Origin of the sequence: Photorhabdus sp. P32 (genome assembly GCF_038085095.1) — a bacterium.
GTDB lineage: Bacteria > Pseudomonadota > Gammaproteobacteria > Enterobacterales > Enterobacteriaceae > Photorhabdus > Photorhabdus luminescens.
Genome location: NZ_JAZGJN010000290.1, coordinates 50,863 through 67,938, shown reverse-complemented (window position 1 = coordinate 67,938; position 17,076 = coordinate 50,863). Strand labels below are relative to the sequence as shown.

The window sequence follows — 17,076 nt, the reverse complement described above, 5'->3', positions numbered from 1 at the left end:
TTCCCAATTCAGAATATGGAGCTGGTGTGTGAGGTATAAATAACTTTCCAAAATGGTGCTACACCTTATCTACTAAAAACCATATGTATAACAATGGGTTGAATAAAACCACGTGTAGCGAAATTATGAAACCTTATTTATATACCCTATGGATTTCAAGATGCATCGCGGCGGCAAGGGCTAAGTGATTGGGATGCGCTCATTACATTCTCCTAATTAGCAGAATATATAGAAGTTAAGATATCGATAGTTTCTCTCATAGAAAGCAGTATTAATAAGCCAGAATAGGTACTGTTATCAGCTATACTTGAGCTTGTGGTGTCGAAAATTCTTGGATAAAGTTTATAACTTTGGTCAGATTACCCGATATCTTTATCATGAAGTTTGATTAAGATATCGGGTATTGGGATTAACATATTATGCGATAGTAATTTTGAGGTTTACTCCACAGGCTGCTGCATAGCGCTCAAGTGTTGCAATACTTGCTTTCATTGGGTTTTTTTCAACTTTAGCTACTGCCGGTGGGGTAATTCCTAGTCGTTCAGCTAACTGCGAACTATTAATACCTGCTTTCTGTTTCATACTTTGGATTAGCTCGTAAAGTTCTTCTTCCTGTTTAGCTGCTTCATAAGCGGCCTGAGCTTTGGGGGATGAGAGGGCTTGCGCCTTCACTTCTGCAAATGGAATACCCTTAACTTTCATCTGTTATTTCCTCTAATCTTTGTAATGCCAGTTTGATTTCTGTTGGTGGAGTCTTTGGGGTTTTCTTTATAAATGTGCGAAGTATATAAATTCTTCTTCCCTTAGCATAAGCAAAAATTGTTCTGGTGATGTCTTTGTTGCCTACTCTCAGTTGAAATAGCCCGTCTCTTAGCGGCTCTGTTGCTCAGGAGGTTGTATGAGGCATAAAGCTAAATTGTTTATGGATGGGAACAGTCAAGCGGTACGTCTGCCAGCAGCTTATAGGTTTGACTCTGATGAAGTTTTTATCCGAAAAGATCCTGAGACAGGAGATGTAATATTATCCTGTAAGCCGCACGACTGGGCCGGATTTTTTGCGGCATTGAAGGGAACAACTATTCCCGACGATTTTCTGAGTAAAGAAGAGCGGTATCAGCAAGAACAATCTTGTGACCCATTCGCAGGGTGGAAAGATTGAGCGCCGTAAAAATACGGCGCTGCTGTTATTTAAAAATAAAGAAATTATTTCAGCTTGGCAAAGCAACGAGCGGCTGCATCAACAGTACGCTGAATATCTTCATCAGTGTGAGCAATAGACATAAAACCCGCTTCAAATGCAGAAGGCGCTAAATAAATCCCTTCATCAAGCATCAAGTGAAAGAAATGTTTAAAACGTTCAATATCGCAATTCATCACATCCTGATAACAGGATACTTTCTCCGCATTGGTAAAGAAAATGCCAAACATACCGCCGACATGGTTAACCACCAGAGGAATACCGGCCGCTTTTGCGGCTTTCGTCAGGCCAGCAGCCAGATTATCTGTTAGCTCGATTAAACGTTGATGTACACCGGGCTGAGAAACTTCTTTCAGGCAAGCAAGGCCGGCAGCCATTGCAATCGGATTGCCGGATAAGGTTCCGGCTTGATAAACAGGGCCAATGGGAGCTAGTTTCTCCATTACTTCATAACGTCCGCCGAAAGCGCCAACGGGCATACCGCCGCCAATGATTTTGCCAAGGCAAGTTATATCGGGTTCGACATCGTAATAAGATTGTGCGCCGGATAAAGCGACGCGGAAACCGGTCATCACTTCATCAATGATCAACAAAGCGCCGAATTCATCACACAGCGCGCGCAGACCGGGTAGGAATTCTGGTTGTGGCGGTATGCAGTTCATATTACCCGCAACCGGTTCAACAATAATACAGGCGATCTCTTGCGGATATTGTTCAAACGCTTCTCGAACTGAACTCAAATCGTTATAGGTACAGGTTAGCGTATGTTTGACGAAATCAACCGGAACCCCCGGTGAATTTGGTTGGCCGATTGTCAACGCGCCAGAACCGGCTTTCACCAGCAAACAATCAGCGTGGCCGTGATAGCAACCTTCGAATTTGATGATCTTATCACGATGGGTATAGCCGCGGGCCAGCCGGATAGCACTCATAGTCGCTTCTGTGCCTGAGTTGACCATACGTACCATATCCATTGATGGCACCAGTTCAGTCACCAATTGCGCCATTTCCACTTCCGCGGCGGTGGGAGCGCCAAAACTTAATCCTTGCTCTGCGGCTTCGATAACGGCATTACGGATAGCGCTGTGGTTATGTCCCAGTACCATTGGCCCCCAGGAACCGACATAATCAATATAGGCTTTACCATCAACATCATAGAGATAAGCGCCATCAGCATGCTTGATAAACAGCGGCGTGCCGCCAACGCCATTAAATGCACGTACCGGAGAATTGACGCCGCCGGGAATAAGTTGCTTTGCCTGAGAATAAAGAATATCGGACTGGCTCATGAAAGGCTCCTGAATCTATTTTTAAGTGAGTTTGTCGTTTGCCCCACGGATTATAATGCTCTTAGAACGATAATTCCGGGTTTATTCTTGACATAATCAAGAAATGGCGAATCGACAACTTTTTTATTTGCAGCAAGTGAGGATGCATTCCTCAGCATTGGGCCATGATCTGTCATAATAAAAATCCCTGTATGTGTGACATCCAGTCCGGCAAGATGAGTATATATTCCTATATAATCGCCGGTCTTTAGGTTTTTAATAACGGCATCATCGATTTTATCGCCAGGAATATATTTAATATCTCTTTTGATAATGCCAAGTCCGGGAATATATTCGCCGCCATCAGCCTTTCTATTCAGGTTTTTGGTGATTTTTATGTAAGAAGAACTTATTTCATCTGTTACATCTTTGGCATTTAATTTTTCTCTGGTTGACCAGTCCGTAAAGAAGTGTTTTCTTTGTAAGAAATTAATCTTGCCATCAATATACCTTGTCTGGATGAGATTTTTTACAAAATCATTTTGATCGTTAGATTTCCTTAGCGATTCTACATAATCAAGGAAAGTAAAGCAGTCTAGCCCATTGAAGTCTATAACTAATTTTTCAGGTTCAGTCGGGGAACCAATAAGTTTGTTTGCGACATAAGGGGTGCCAAAGAATTGATAAGAGACGTTTTTTATTATTTCACCTGGATTATCTTTGTTTCCCGGTTTTACTTGGTTTTCGATAATTTCATTAATTTTTTTCGAGGTATAGCTGTCAATATCGGCTTGTCTGCTATGAGCGGCACAGCCTGCTAAGGTGACAATAAGCATCAGCGGCAACATTTTTCGCATAGGAACTCCATGTGGTTACTTTGTAAAATATTCAATAAAGTAACTAATCATGATGATAAATCAATATTTTTTCCTCCTTAACCGTTAATTGATTGACGGGGGGTTTAACTATACGTGACGGTTTACCCTCCTTTGAGGCTATCGTAAAAGGTCGTCATTTGTCGCTAAGGCGGCATCGATGGTAAACAAATGTGTGATAATTTTTTTGCGGTTCGTGTGTTATCAAAATGACAAAACTTGAACCAACTAATCAGGTATTGGATAATTCGAGCTATTAATGATCGGCAAATCTCTGAATGTTTTTGCCGGGTTCCAGTCTGGAGTAAAAAATGATGAGCGATGATATCGCATTACCTTTGCAGTTTACTGATGCTGCTGCTAACAAAGTGAAAATCTTGGTTTCGGATGAAGAAAATCCAAACTTGCGTTTGCGGGTTTATATCACCGGTGGCGGGTGCAGTGGTTTTCAGTATGGTTTTACCTTCGATGATCAAATAAATGATGGTGATATGACCATTGAGAAACAAGGTGTGGAGTTGGTTGTTGATCCGATGAGCCTGCAATATTTGGTTGGCGGTTGTGTTGATTATACCGAAGGTCTTGAGGGTTCACGTTTTATCGTCACGAATCCTAACGCTAAGACAACCTGTGGTTGTGGTTCTTCTTTCAGTATCTGATTTCAGGCGATTTCCCGCGATGGGTACGTGAATATCATATGACCTGTTTGCGGGATATTCCTGTCATCTTTTAAGTGATTCTGATTTATCAGGAACCGTTATCGTTCAATTGCTGGCATAGCTGTTCGGCTGCCAGAATGATGCGCGGTCCCGCGCGGTGAAACCAATCTTCATGTAATGTGATGATTTTGGCGCGCAATTGTGGATGCCAGAAGTTTTCAATTAATTTAACCTGTTCCTGTCCACCGCTGATAACAATTATCTCAGGTTTCCTGATGAGTACTTGTTCACGACTGACTTGAGGCCAAGGGACGGGGCTGTTGGCAAAAATATTGCTGCCGCCACAGATTGAAAGCACTTCACTTTGCAGTGTATGTCCCGAGGCGGTAAACAGAGGATAAGTGCCGAATTGTAAAAACACCAGTTTTGGGGTTGGAGCGGCATATTTTTGTTTCAGCGCAGCAAATCGTTGCCGAAGTTCAGTCGCGGATTTTTTTGCTTGTTCTGGGTGAGGGCTATATTCAGCGAGCCGTTCTAAATCCTGCGCTATTTGTTCGGTGGTGGTGGGATCGGAATAAAAGATTTTAATACCAAAAGCAGCAAGTTGTTCCAGTGGACGTTGGGGATTACCGCCGCGCCATGCCAGAATCAGATCAGGTTTAAGGGTAATAATGCGTTCCAGATTGATGCCTTGCCAGTTGGCTACTTGCTCAAGTTTACGGGCTTGAGGGGGATAATCAGAGTAGGCGCTGGCTGCGATCAGATTGTCGCCTAGTCCGGCGGCGTAGGCTAATTCAGTGGTTGACGGCGATAAACTGATTACCCGTAAGGGAGCGGCATACAGAAAATGACTGAAACTACTGAGAAACAGTAAAAGCGATAACCCAATTGAACTCGCGCTTTTTATCCATTTCATTAAGGTGTGCTCTTTAAAATTGCAAGCACGCCCGAAAATATTAATTAGGGCGTGTCAGTAATATACCCGTTATCTTTCAAGTTGCCTCTTTGTTGGCTGCACTCGCTCACCCCGGTCACATAGTTCTCTATGCTCCCGGGGATTCGCTCCCTTGCCGTCGCGATGCATCTTGAAATCCATAGGGTATATATTATTTATTTTTACTCAGAGTTGTCAGCATTGCGTTGACCATTAAGGTCGATTGGCGGGCAGCCACGGCAAGAAATTCATCAAAGCTGATATGAGATTCTTTATCTGCCACATCAGAGATAGCACGTACAACGACAAACGGAGTGTTGTATTGGTGGCAGACATGCCCTATTGCTGCGGCTTCCATTTCCACCGCCGTCACTTGTGGGAAAGTCGCCCGGATACGCGCCAGAGGTTCCGCGCCGTTAATAAATGCATCACCGCTGCAAATCAGCCCACGCACTGCGTTCAGATTCAGAGAATGAATACAATTTTCCGCCAGATCAATTAGTTGGTCATCCGCCACAAACGCCGGAGGGCATTGCGCCATCTGACCGGGTTCATAACCAAAAGCGGTAACATCAGCATCATGATAGCGAACTTCGCTGGATACCACGATATCACCGATTTGTAGCTTCGGATCAAGGCCGCCCGCTGATCCGGTGTTAATAATCACATCAGGCTGACAATGTTCAAGCAGCAAAGTTGTACCAATTGCGGCAGAAACTTTACCAATACCGGATTTTAATAGTGCAATCTCCACGCCGTTGAGTTTACCGGTATAGATTTCGCAACCACCTCGTGACAGTGTTTGGCGATCTTCAATTTGATCGCGCAATAAAGTCACTTCTTGCTCCATAGCACCTATCACGCCTACTTTCATGATGTCATACTCGCTGTTGATTAATTAATCATATAGAATCATCCCATATTTGATTTTAACATCTAATACGAAACAATCAGATAATCTGTGATGTAAAACAGCGCTATCTCACAAGTCGGGGGATAAATGTCCGGGATAGACTTTAGTCAGAAGCTTAACTATCAGCGTAAATACCGTCAGTATCATATTGATCCTAATGATGAAGAGCAGATTATTCGCCAGTTTGAAAGTGATCGTGGGCGGATTATGAATTCGGCGGCTATTCGCCGTTTACAGCAGAAAACTCAGGTTTTTCCATTGGAAAATAATGCCGCTGTCCGCAGTCGTCTGACGCATTCATTGGAAGTGCAACAGGTTGGGCGCTATATTTCGAAAACGATTATTAATGAATTGAAAACACGTAATTTGCTGGTCGATTACGGGTTGGATAAACGGCTATTGTCATTTGAAAGTTTGATTGAAATGGCGTGTTTAATGCATGATATTGGTAATCCGCCATTTGGTCATTTTGGTGAAGCGGCAATTAAAGATTGGTTTGCCAGAAAGCTCGATCTTAATTTTTCCCTGGAAAATATTAAACGGGAAGATCGATGCGAAATACCCGCATTGCGTTTATGTGGCGATGTGAAAAAAGATCTCTTTCGTCGCCAGTTGCGTAAAGATTTATGTCAGTTTGAAGGGAATGCTCAGGCTATCCGTATGGTGCATAGCTTATTAAAACTCAATCTGACTTATGCCCAAGTTGGCTGTATTCTAAAATATACTTGTCCTGCTTTTCGTCTTGAAGAAATACCAAATCAATTTAATTACTTGATGAAAAAACCGGGTTTTTATTGGTCGGAAGAACATTTTGTGCGTGAATTACGTCGTGAACTTAAAATGGGTGAATTCTGTCGCTTCCCGCTGACTTATATTATGGAAGCCGCAGATGATATCTCTTATTGTATTGCTGATTTGGATGATGCGGTTGAAAAAGCGATTTTCAGCGTCGATACACTGATGGGATATTTGGAACAGGAGTGGCAAGAGAACGGCGGTCATCGGGTCGGGGATCTATTCGATGTCACGGTTAGAAAGGCGTACAAGGGAACTCATGGTAACGAATTACGTCGAAGCCAGCAGGATCAATTTTTTATGTATCTGCGGGTTTATATCACCGGTAAACTTGTGCCTTACACTGCTCGTCGTTTTATTGATCATCTGCCGGCTGTATTTGCCGGTTCATTTAATCAAGCGCTGCTTGAAGATAAAAGTGAAGGACATCGATTGCTTAAAACGTTGAAGAATATTGCTTGTAAGAGAGTATTTAATCATCCAGAAATTGAAGAATTGGAGTTACAGGGATACCGAGTTATTAATGGGCTATTGGATTTTTATTATCCGTTATTGAAGATGTCCCGTCAGGATTTTGTGGAATTAAACCAGAACAATTTCCACAAGGATTATTTTATGGAAACTCGACTGTTACACAAACTTTCTACCAAGCATCGTCTGGCTTATGGCGAAGCAGTGGAAAAAATTGTCGCCACTGACGAATCTGAAAAAGACCTGATGGAATTCTATTACCGTGCTCGTCTTATCCAAGATTACATCAGTGGCATGACAGATAATTATGCTTATGAAGAGTATCGGAAGTTTATTGTATGCAATTGATATTCTCGCCGTTACTCAATATCTTTTGGGCAGCGGTGAGTACATGATCAATTTCATCCGTCAGTTCCAACAATTCAGGTTCTATATCGGTTAATTGAACGCCTTGTTGTAATTGTTGTTCAATTAATTGGCAGAGGGCTTTAAGTTGCGGCACACCACTATAACAGCAGCTACCGTGCAGTTTATGGATCTGCTGTTGATAATCCTCCACCGTTTCCCCTGACAAAACTTTTTCTGTGATTGTTTTAATCATTGGCAATAAATCTACCAACATTTGCAGCATATCTATAGCTAACTGTTCTTTTTCGATGGCCTGTTGTAATGCTAATGACCAGTTAATATGTTGTGATTCTGGTGTTTTGACATAGCGATTTAATACCGATCTCAGGCTATCTTCGTCAAGAGGTTTAGTCAGGAAATCTTCAAATGGAGATTGATCTGTATCGCTCTTTGGTCGGCAGGTATAAGCTGTAACCGCAATGATCGGTGTGCTGCGGTGTTGCCGTAGCTGGTGGATGCGGTCGGAAGTACAGATGCCATCCATACCTGGCATATGAATATCCATCAGAATGACATCAAAATGGTGAGAGGTTGCTGACTGTAACGCTGCTTCTCCACTGCTACATAGCACGGTTTTTTCCACGATTTCTTCCAGTAATGAACCTATGAGTTTGAGATTGGCTGGATTATCATCAACGGCCATGACGGTCATCGGTAAACGTGGGGGATGAGTAAGCGTTTTTTGTGGTACAACTGAGTCGGTTAGAATGAAATCGTCTTTTCCTAGCCATAAATCAAAACGGAAAACAGAACCTTTTTTCGGCTCGCTGGTAAAACTGATATTTCCGCCCATTTCTTGGATCAGTTTCCGTGTAATGACTAGACCGAGGCCGGTGCCGCCATAACGGCGGGAAATGCTGGCATTTGCTTGATGAAAAGCCTGAAATAGATGAGGTTGCTGTTCAGGGCTGATACCAATACCTGTATCGCTGACCGTAATCTCTAAATTGATTTTGTGGTGCTTCTGTTGTAGCAAATTGATCTTTATCTCCACAGAACCCTGTTCAGTGAATTTAATTGCGTTACCGATGATATTGGTGAATATTTGCTGGAGGCGCGTAGGATCGCCTACGACCAGATTCGGTATTTGGGGATCAACATGGTGAGTTAGCTGAATATTCTTACTTTTGGCGCTCAGTGTCAGTAACACCATGACCTCATCAATTGTATCCTGTAAAAGGAATGGAACGTTTTCCAATACCAATTTATCCGCTTCAAGCCGTGAAAAATCCAATATATCATTGATAATATTCAGTAAATGATTTGCGGAACGCTCGATAATATACAGGTATTCAGTTTGCTGTATTGTTAAAGGTGTTTTCAGTGTTTGGCGGGTAAAGCCAATGACGCCATTAAGTGGTGTGCGTAATTCATGAGACATATTTGCCAGAAATTCCGTTTTTATTCTGGCCGCTTCTTGAGCGCGTTTTTTCGCTATCGCCAGTTCAACGTTCTGAATTTCGAATTGCTCCATTGTTTCCCGCAGATCCGACGTTGCTTGATCAATATCGTTTTTCATCTCTTCTTTATAGCTGGAAAGCGATTTGGCCATTGCATTAATGCCATTTTTCAGCGTATTTAATTCACCAAAATATTTCCCGTTGACACGGCTGTTTAATTGTCCTTGGCGAATTTTATCGACAGTACTGACCATATCGCTGATAGGCTTTGTGATCTTACGAACCAAATGGTAGGCGAACAGCGATGCCCAACCAAGGCAAATGAGTAAGAGTAATATAAAAATAATGATCTCTTTATATTGCTGTAAATGAGCTGACCGTAAATCAAGATCAATGGCGATATAACCAATCGGACGTAAAGATGGGGTGTCAGAATGTTGCTGATTTTGAGACAAGTGGTGTTCTGAGATAATGGGTATGCGTAAGATAATACTGTTTTTAACCTCCGTTTTTGTCAAGGTGGTTGGCAGAGGCATATCTGGCGAGATCTGTAGTTGAGCTGAATTGTATTTATAGTTTGATATATCAAATAGTTCATTATCGTCATTAAAAATGGCAATTGCCCGAACTATCTCAGAATTTCTGCGATGAAGCCGGGTTATCAATGAATTGACACGTTCACGGTTATGCAGGTTTATGCCAATTTCGCTGGCAATAGAAAGGGGTTCGATAATACTGATCCCAGATCGAACAATTTGGTTTTTCAGTTCACGATGGTGATAACAGAGGAATGAGATACTGAAAAACATGCCAACCAGTAAAATTGGCACTAGAATCAGGCTCATCATGCGGATGCGTAAGCTATATTTGGTCATAATCGTCCATTATGGGAAAATAAGAACTTAATAATTCATAGTCCGTAAGAATCATGGTGCAATTTTATTCCCCCAATCGCCGAACAGTAAATCGACATATCATCACAGTCACTGCTGATAATCTGGATGCCCAGGGGCAGGGCGTAGCTCGCCATCAGGGTAAAACTATTTTTGTCGCCGGATTATTGCCCGGTGAGCAAGCACAGGTACAACTAACGGAAGAGAAGCGCCAGTTTGCCAAAGCAAAGTTGGTTAAGCGTCTATCTGACAGTCCATATCGTGTAAATCCCCGTTGCCCGCATTTTGGCGTATGTGGCGGTTGTCAGCAACAACATGTTACACCGGATTTACAACGTGAAAGTAAAGCCAGCGTCCTCGAACATCTGATTAGACGGGAAACCGGTGTAACGGTTTCTGCCAAGCCGGTGATTCTCGGTCCCGAATATGGTTATCGGCGCCGGGCAAGGCTTGGTTTACATTATCAAATCAAACAGCGCCAACTGGTGATGGGATTTCGTCAAAATCAATCCAATGAATTAGTTGCTATAAAAGAATGCCCTGTTTTGCGGCCTGAATTGGAACAGTTATTGCAGCCATTATCTCAGTGTCTGAATAACTTGAAAGCGGTTAAACGGTTAGGGCATGTGGAGTTGGTGCTAGCAGATAATGGTCCATTGGTAATATTGCGCCATCTTGATCCCTTGAAACAGGAAGATAAAGAGCAACTATGCACGTTTTCTGTGCAACATAACGTTGCTGTCTATCTGGCGGCGGATGAAACTTCACTTGAATCGCTGAATGAACCGCCAGAACCCTGGTATCAAGTAGGTGACCTGAAACTGGTTTTCAGTCCAAGAGATTTTATTCAGGTTAACGATCAGGTGAATCAACAAATGGTTGCTCAGGCGATAGAGTGGCTTGATTTACAACCGAATGACAGGGTGCTCGATCTGTTCTGTGGAATGGGGAATTTTACCTTACCTATTGGTCGCGTAGTGCAATCTGTGGTCGGAGTCGAAGGGGTTGCCACGCTGGTGGCTAATGGGCAATATAATGCCAGATTAAATAATTTGGATAACATATCTTTCTGCCATGAGAACCTGGAAGCTGACATACATCATCAACCCTGGGCGAAACTGGGGTTTAACAAGGTTTTATTAGATCCGGCGCGTGCTGGCGCGGCAGGCGTCATGTCACACATTGTTGAGTTAGCCCCGGAAAAAGTGGTCTACGTCTCTTGTAATCCAACAACATTGGCGAGAGACAGTAAGATTCTGCTTGAGGCTGGCTATCGAATTATCAGTGTGCGGATGCTGGATATGTTTCCGCATACAGGTCATCTGGAGTCAATGGCGCTATTTAGTCGTTAGATTGTGGTTGGGTAGAAGCTATGAAGTAGTCGGGAGAGATTATGGTTGCGGTAAGAAGTGCTCATTTAACCCCTGCGGGAGAGTTTGCAGTAAACAGGTGGATCGCTAGTTTAAATGTAGCGAATCTTCAATTGGGTGAGAAATTAGCCGAAACCTGGCGTTATTGTCATGAAAAAGCGCAAAATCATCCTGATGCAGAACTTCTGTTATGGCGTGGCGTAGAGATGGTTGAGATCCTCTCTACCCTGAGTATGGATAATGACAGTATGCGTGCTGCGCTACTGTTCCCATTGGTGAATGCTAAATTACTTGACGATCAAACCGTCACCGAGGCATTTGGTAGTGTAATTACCAATCTGGTGAAAGGCGTTATGGAAATGGATGCTATTCGCCAGTTAAAAGCCACTCATCACGATTCAATCTGCTCTGTACAGGTTGATAATGTTCGCCGGATGCTACTGGCAATGGTGGAAGATTTTCGTTGTGTCATTATCAAATTGGCAGAGCGGATTGCCCATTTGCGGGAGGTTAAAGAGGCGACTGAAGATGAGCGCGTACTGGCTGCGAAAGAGTGTTCCAATATTTATGCGCCGCTCGCGAACCGACTAGGCATTGGTCAACTGAAATGGGAACTTGAGGATTATTGCTTCCGTTATCTCCATCCTGATGAATATAAAAAAATTGCTAAATTACTGCATGAGCGCCGAATTGATCGTGAGCAGTATATTGATCACTTTGTCAGTACATTACGTAAGCACATGCTTAAAGAGGGCGTCGCTACTGAAATATACGGGCGTCCTAAACATATCTACAGCATCTGGCGCAAAATGCAGAAAAAATCACTGGCATTTGATGAGTTGTTTGATGTTCGGGCTGTTCGGATTGTGGTTGAACGTTTGCAGGATTGTTACGCGGCACTGGGGATAGTACATACTCACTATCGTCATTTGCCGGATGAATTTGATGATTATGTGGCTAACCCGAAGCCGAATGGCTATCAATCCATTCATACCGTCGTGCTTGGGCCAAGTGGTAAGACATTGGAAATTCAGATCCGTACCCGTCAGATGCATGAAGATGCCGAATTGGGCATCGCCGCCCACTGGAAATATAAAGAGGGGGCAGTGGCGGGCAGTCGTGCTGGATATGAAGGACGCATTGCATGGCTGCGTAAACTGATCGCATGGCAGGAAGAGATGGCTGATTCTGGTGAGATGCTGGATGAAGTTCGCAGCCAAGTGTTTGATGATCGGGTATATGTATTTACACCGAAAGGCGATGTTATTGATCTACCTACTGGTTCTACGCCGCTGGATTTTGCCTACCATATTCACAGTGATGTGGGGCATCGTTGTATTGGGGCGAAAATCAGTGGCCGCATTGTGCCATTCAGCTACCAATTGCAAATGGGCGATCAGATTGAAATCATCACACAGAAACACCCGAATCCAAGTCGTGATTGGTTAAATCCAAACTTGGGTTATGTCACTACAAGCCGCGGTCGGGCGAAAATCCATAACTGGTTCCGCAAACAGGATCGGGATAAAAACATTATCGCTGGTCGTCAGATGCTGGATAACGAACTGGAACACTTGGATATCAGCCTAAAAGAGGCGGAAAAGTTACTCATTGCGCGTTATAACGTTCATACACTTGATGAAGTACTGGCGGGAATTGGAGTTGGTGATATCCGTATTAACCAGTTGGTCAATTTCTTACAAAGCAAACTTAAGAAAACCACCGCAGAGGATGCAGATCGGGAAGCGCTTCGCAATTTAGAGAGTAAATCACATCCGCAGCGTAGTTCTACTAAAGATGATGGGCGGATTGTGGTAGAAGGTGTGGGTAATTTAATGCATCACATTGCTCGTTGCTGCCAGCCAATTCCTGGCGATGAGATTGTCGGCTTTATCACGCGTGGCCGGGGGATCTCTATCCACTGGGTTGATTGTGAGCAGTTGGCGGAGTTGCAGGCAAGTGCGCCTGAAAGGGTGGTGGATGCGGTTTGGGGAGAGAGCTATTCCAGCGGTTACTCACTGATTGTGCGTGTTGTTGCGAATGATCGCAGTGGATTATTGCGTGATATCACCACGATTCTGGCGAATGAGAAGGTGAACGTGCTTGGGGTGAGTAGCCGCAGTGATGTAAAACAGCAGATTGCTACCATTGATATGAATATTGAGATTTATAACCTGCAAGTATTGGGGCGGATTTTGGCGAAAACCAATCAGTTGCCGGATGTTATTGAAGCCAAACGTCTTCATGGCAACTGACCGCAGGAAAATTTGGATAAAAAATGAAATCATTTGCTATATACCCTATGGATTTCAAGATGCATCGCGACGGCAAGGGAGAGAATTCCCGGGAGCATAGCGAACTATGTGACCGGGGTGAGCGAGTGCAGATAACAAAGAGGTAACTTGAAAGATGACGGGTATAAAACGGTTATTAGAGATTATGGCGCAATTGCGCCATCCTCAACAGGGATGTCCTTGGGACAAACAACAGACATTCAAAACTATCGCACCTTATACACTGGAAGAGACTTATGAAGTCATTGATGCTATTGAACGGGGCGATTTTTCTGATCTAAAAGAAGAATTGGGCGATTTGTTATTTCAGGTGGTGTTCTATGCTGAAATGGGCAAAGAGCAACAGTTGTTTGATTTTGATGATATCTGTCATGCGATTAGCGATAAGCTGGAGCGCCGCCATCCACATATTTTCGGTCAGCAGCAGGATATCAACAGTGATGTAGCTATCAATGGTTGGGAAAAACGTAAGGCGCAGGAAAGAGCGCAAAAAGATCTACATTCGGTCCTTGATGACATTCCGGCAAGTCTGCCAGCGTTGATGAAAGCGTATAAAATACAGAAACGTTGTGCTGTGGTTGGTTTTGACTGGGATACGTTGGGGCCAGTGCTGGACAAAGTTTATGAAGAGATCGACGAAGTGATGGATGAGGCTCATCAGGCGGTAGTTGATGAACAGCATCTGGAAGAAGAGATTGGCGATTTGTTGTTTGCCGTTGTGAACTTATCCCGCCATCTGGGATACAAGCCGGAAATGGCATTGCAAAAAGCATGCAATAAGTTTGATAACCGATTTAGAGAAGTAGAAAAGCTGATCCTGAACCAAGGCCAAACCTTGGAAGCGGCGACATTGGAAGAAATGGAACAAATGTGGCAGCAGGTTAAGAAACAGTAACCGGAAAGGGATGGCAAACAGCCCAAGAGGGCTGTTATCAACGCGAAAAAAGCGGAAACAGAAAGCGGCGCTAATTCACGAAAAGATATCAAAGGAATGATGAAGAATAGAAAATTATCTCGTTGCCGTTAAACCTCAGTAATTAATGGCAGTAATCCCAGATTTAACAACTGAATTTCAACATCATTGGCTTTATCAATATCGTCCTGATTTTCACCGTCAAAAATGCCTTTTTTGGTGATGATTAATGTCCCCAATTGCTCTTTATCATTTGCAATAGGCAAGATTTCATCTGCCATTGGTAACAATGAGGGGTCTATAACGAAGGGTAAATAAATCATCCAACCTGCACTTAACCTGTCGGGAAATACCTGATTTCGATTCAAGGTATAGCCGTTAGTTTCCACCATAATGTAGGGGGAATTACGGCTGAAAACCAAAAAGGTAATAAGATCAATCAACCGTGAAAACTGAAACTCCTTTTTGTCAATATTAAGATCTATTGTTATTTCAGTTTGTCCTAACCTGTCACTACGATAGTTCTCATAGAATAGGGAACAGGCAAGATCATCATCTTCACCATCCCAAATACTTTTTCCTATAAAAGGAAAATTTTTTTTGTAATTTTTTTCAAACACTTGAAACGCTTTTTCCGTCGGGAGGTTCTCTTCAAAAACAAGGTGTTCTAATGCTTCTTTACGAGTATGACCAGTCAAATACCAAGTCTTATGACGGCTAAAAAAGTGATCGATTTGCTGAGTAATTCGATATAAATCAGCTAATACTATTTGTGGAGTCAAGGGTTCTTGCCGGTCAAAATATAGCTTTATTTCTGGTGATAAAATAGCCATGTATTACCTCAGATTATCTAAATAAGGGAGTATGAAATGCCTACCTGATTAAGGGTAGCAACTAAACCTCAGTAATTAATGGCAGTAATCCCAGATTTACCAACTGAATTTCAACATCATTGGCTTTATCAATATCGTCCTGATTTTCGCCGTCAAAAATGCCTTTTTTGGTGATGATTAATGTCCCCAATTGCTCTTTATCATTTGCAATAGGCAAGATTTCATCTGCCATTGGTAACAATGAGGGGTCTATAACGAAGGGTAAATAAATCATCCAACCTGCACTTAACCTGTCGGGAAATACCTGATTTCGATTCAAGGTATAGCCGTTAGTTTCCACCATAATATAGGGGGAATTACGGCTGAAAACCAAAAAGGTAATAAAATCAATCAACCGTGAAAACTGAAACTCCTTTTCGTCAATATTAAGATCCATTCTTACCTTAATTTGCCCTAACCTGTCTCTACGATAGTTTTCATAAAATAGGGAACAGGCAAGATCATCATCTTCGCCATCCCAGATTTTTTTTCCTATAAAAGGGAAATCTTCTTTGTAACTTTTTTCAAACAATCGAAACGCTTTTTCCGTCGGGTGGTTCTCTTCAAAAACAAGGTGTTCCAATGCTTCTTTACGAGTATGACCTGTTAAATACCAAGTTTTATGACGCCCGAAGAATAGGTCAATCCGCTGTGTTATTTTATATAAATCAGCAAGTACTGCTTGGGGAGTCAAGGGTTCTTGCCGGTCAAAATATAGCTTTATTTCTGGTGATAAAATAGTCATATGTTGTCTCGCATTATCTGAGTAAGGGGGTGTGAAATACTTTAATATTGAAATATTCAGCAAATTCCTGTGAGTAGTAAGCGGCGCTTACAGGCTCCATAAAATGCCAGTGAGAACGTGGAATATCACTCAATGAGGCGCACACGTCTTGTTGTCGCCTACCTTGCTTTTTCATGGATTCATCACCTGTCCACCATATCACTGGCTTTCCCTTCCTAAAAAACTGATCATATTTAGCTTTGGATTCCAGAAACAGGCACCATTCCGGGCGCCAGCCATCAAAACTCACGCCTAAGCATTCCCAAACTTGTATAAGTTTGGCGTCCGGTTTGTAAATGGTTTTAGCTATTTGGAGTTGATAATCAAGGGTAATCTGCGAATATGAACTGGTGCTCTCCCAGCCAGAACTCACTTTCTCAGTGGCTGGACACACCTTGCATTCTTCCCTTGCTGTACTGATTTCATCTGTTTGGGCTAGCGATTCCTCTTTTTCATCCTCTTTTGTTATCTCCTCAACACCGAGGCCAACCCCAACGCCGACTAATATGCCCGCAAGGGCTGATGCTGCATATTCGGCAGCAGTCAGGGCTACCGGAACTAACAGAGGTAAAGGCATGTTAATTTCTCCTTTTCAATAAGTTATCTGTTATCCTCAGGATATCTTTGTATTGTTGTTCCGGGTTTTCTCCTGTTTCAAGGGCATTTTTGATTTCTGGCGCATCATGGAAATTAAGATTGAAGGCGGTTAAATAAAGGTATGATTTAATAAGCTTTTTATTTCTAAATCCTAGGTCGTCGATTAGATATCGATATGCCTCTCTCAGTCGCTTATGCAAATTTTTCTCATCCTCATGCACAACCAAGTCGGCATGTTTTGACAAAATGCATTGCTTGATTTTTTCAATATAAGCATTGTCCCCTGAATCAATAATTCTATCGAATTGTTCCTGAGTCAGTATAATCATGGTATCGCTCCTCAACTCATAAGCTACTATTACCTATATTGGGCCTTTTATCTGAGTGCAATTTAGCTGAAATGATTGCATTGCAAACAATCATACTGTTTTT

16 protein-coding genes and 1 pseudogene are annotated in these 17,076 nt (G+C 42.7%); 6 read left to right on the top strand and 11 right to left on the bottom strand.

Annotated elements, in window-relative coordinates:
* Positions 1–417: 417 nt before the first annotated feature.
* Positions 418–702: a helix-turn-helix domain-containing protein gene (locus tag V2H77_RS20305; RefSeq protein ID WP_341500261.1), complete on the bottom strand. Its 285-nt coding sequence runs from the start codon at positions 700–702 to the stop codon at positions 418–420.
* A pseudogene (locus tag V2H77_RS20300) lies at positions 692–883 on the bottom strand (type II toxin-antitoxin system RelE/ParE family toxin); the annotation flags it as partial. The gene V2H77_RS20305 and the pseudogene V2H77_RS20300, both read right to left, overlap by 11 nt.
* A 15-nt stretch (positions 884–898) precedes the next feature.
* Between V2H77_RS20300 and V2H77_RS20295 the strand changes: the two are divergent.
* Entirely contained in the window at positions 899–1,159 is a 261-nt protein-coding gene (locus tag V2H77_RS20295) for an antitoxin (protein ID WP_341500260.1), read from the top strand.
* 44 nt (positions 1,160–1,203) lie between these two features.
* On the opposite strand, the gene hemL is transcribed toward V2H77_RS20295, so the two are convergent.
* Together hemL and V2H77_RS20285 are read right to left on the bottom strand one after the other, a co-directional pair.
* Positions 1,204–2,487 carry a glutamate-1-semialdehyde 2,1-aminomutase gene (gene hemL / locus V2H77_RS20290; RefSeq protein ID WP_341500259.1) on the bottom strand — a complete coding sequence of 428 codons (1,284 nt, stop codon included), beginning with the start codon at positions 2,485–2,487 and terminating at the stop codon, positions 1,204–1,206.
* A gap of 50 nt (positions 2,488–2,537) precedes the next feature.
* Positions 2,538–3,323, bottom strand: a complete 786-nt coding sequence (locus V2H77_RS20285) for a DUF1460 domain-containing protein (RefSeq protein ID WP_341500258.1) — start codon at positions 3,321–3,323, stop codon at positions 2,538–2,540.
* Between the two features lie 332 nt (positions 3,324–3,655).
* On the opposite strand from V2H77_RS20285, the gene erpA reads away from it, so the two are divergent.
* Complete coding sequence (erpA, locus tag V2H77_RS20280; RefSeq protein ID WP_088371481.1) at positions 3,656–4,000, top strand: iron-sulfur cluster insertion protein ErpA; 345 nt, start codon at positions 3,656–3,658, stop codon at positions 3,998–4,000.
* An 88-nt stretch (positions 4,001–4,088) separates the two neighbouring features.
* Here the strand turns inward: erpA and btuF are convergent, their stop codons facing one another.
* Both btuF and mtnN read right to left on the bottom strand, forming a co-directional pair.
* Positions 4,089–4,916: a vitamin B12 ABC transporter substrate-binding protein BtuF gene (btuF, locus tag V2H77_RS20275; RefSeq protein ID WP_341500257.1), complete on the bottom strand. Its 828-nt coding sequence runs from the start codon at positions 4,914–4,916 to the stop codon at positions 4,089–4,091.
* A 190-nt stretch (positions 4,917–5,106) separates the two neighbouring features.
* The gene (mtnN, locus tag V2H77_RS20270; RefSeq protein ID WP_341500256.1) at positions 5,107–5,808 is read right to left on the bottom strand and encodes a 5'-methylthioadenosine/S-adenosylhomocysteine nucleosidase; all 702 of its coding nucleotides are present in this window, start codon (positions 5,806–5,808) and stop codon (positions 5,107–5,109) included.
* Between the two features lie 126 nt (positions 5,809–5,934).
* Between mtnN and dgt the strand changes: the two genes are divergently transcribed.
* Complete coding sequence (gene dgt / locus V2H77_RS20265; protein WP_341500255.1) at positions 5,935–7,461, top strand: dGTPase; 1,527 nt, start codon at positions 5,935–5,937, stop codon at positions 7,459–7,461.
* Here dgt and V2H77_RS20260 read toward each other — a convergent pair.
* Positions 7,445–9,796 carry an ATP-binding protein gene (locus tag V2H77_RS20260; RefSeq protein ID WP_341500254.1) on the bottom strand — a complete coding sequence of 784 codons (2,352 nt, stop codon included), beginning with the start codon at positions 9,794–9,796 and terminating at the stop codon, positions 7,445–7,447. The genes dgt and V2H77_RS20260 overlap by 17 nt on opposite strands.
* 53 nt (positions 9,797–9,849) lie before the next feature.
* Between V2H77_RS20260 and rlmD the strand changes: the two genes are divergently transcribed.
* The 3 genes from rlmD to mazG all read left to right on the top strand — a co-directional run bounded on the left by rlmD (position 9,850) and on the right by mazG (position 14,373).
* On the top strand, positions 9,850–11,166 hold the full coding sequence (rlmD, locus tag V2H77_RS20255) for a 23S rRNA (uracil(1939)-C(5))-methyltransferase RlmD (protein ID WP_341500253.1): 1,317 nt from the start codon (positions 9,850–9,852) through the stop codon (positions 11,164–11,166).
* Between the two features lie 41 nt (positions 11,167–11,207).
* A complete protein-coding gene (gene relA / locus V2H77_RS20250; protein ID WP_341500252.1) occupies positions 11,208–13,439 on the top strand; it encodes a GTP diphosphokinase in 2,232 nt (743 codons plus the stop codon).
* 154 nt (positions 13,440–13,593) lie between these two features.
* Positions 13,594–14,373, top strand: a complete 780-nt coding sequence (mazG, locus tag V2H77_RS20245) for a nucleoside triphosphate pyrophosphohydrolase (RefSeq protein WP_341500251.1) — start codon at positions 13,594–13,596, stop codon at positions 14,371–14,373.
* Between the two features lie 128 nt (positions 14,374–14,501).
* Here the strand turns inward: mazG and V2H77_RS20240 are convergent, their stop codons facing one another.
* From V2H77_RS20240 to V2H77_RS20225, 4 genes are all read right to left on the bottom strand, one after another.
* The gene (locus V2H77_RS20240) at positions 14,502–15,224 is read right to left on the bottom strand and encodes a hypothetical protein (protein ID WP_341500250.1); all 723 of its coding nucleotides are present in this window, start codon (positions 15,222–15,224) and stop codon (positions 14,502–14,504) included.
* Positions 15,225–15,285: 61 nt separating this feature from the next.
* Positions 15,286–16,008, bottom strand: a complete 723-nt coding sequence (locus tag V2H77_RS20235) for an Imm52 family immunity protein (RefSeq protein ID WP_132343818.1) — start codon at positions 16,006–16,008, stop codon at positions 15,286–15,288.
* Between the two features lie 13 nt (positions 16,009–16,021).
* Positions 16,022–16,624: a restriction endonuclease fold toxin 5 domain-containing protein gene (locus tag V2H77_RS20230; protein WP_341500249.1), complete on the bottom strand. Its 603-nt coding sequence runs from the start codon at positions 16,622–16,624 to the stop codon at positions 16,022–16,024.
* A gap of 1 nt (position 16,625) precedes the next feature.
* Positions 16,626–16,973, bottom strand: a complete 348-nt coding sequence (locus V2H77_RS20225) for a hypothetical protein (RefSeq protein WP_341500248.1) — start codon at positions 16,971–16,973, stop codon at positions 16,626–16,628.
* Between the last annotated feature and the right edge of the window lie 103 nt (positions 16,974–17,076).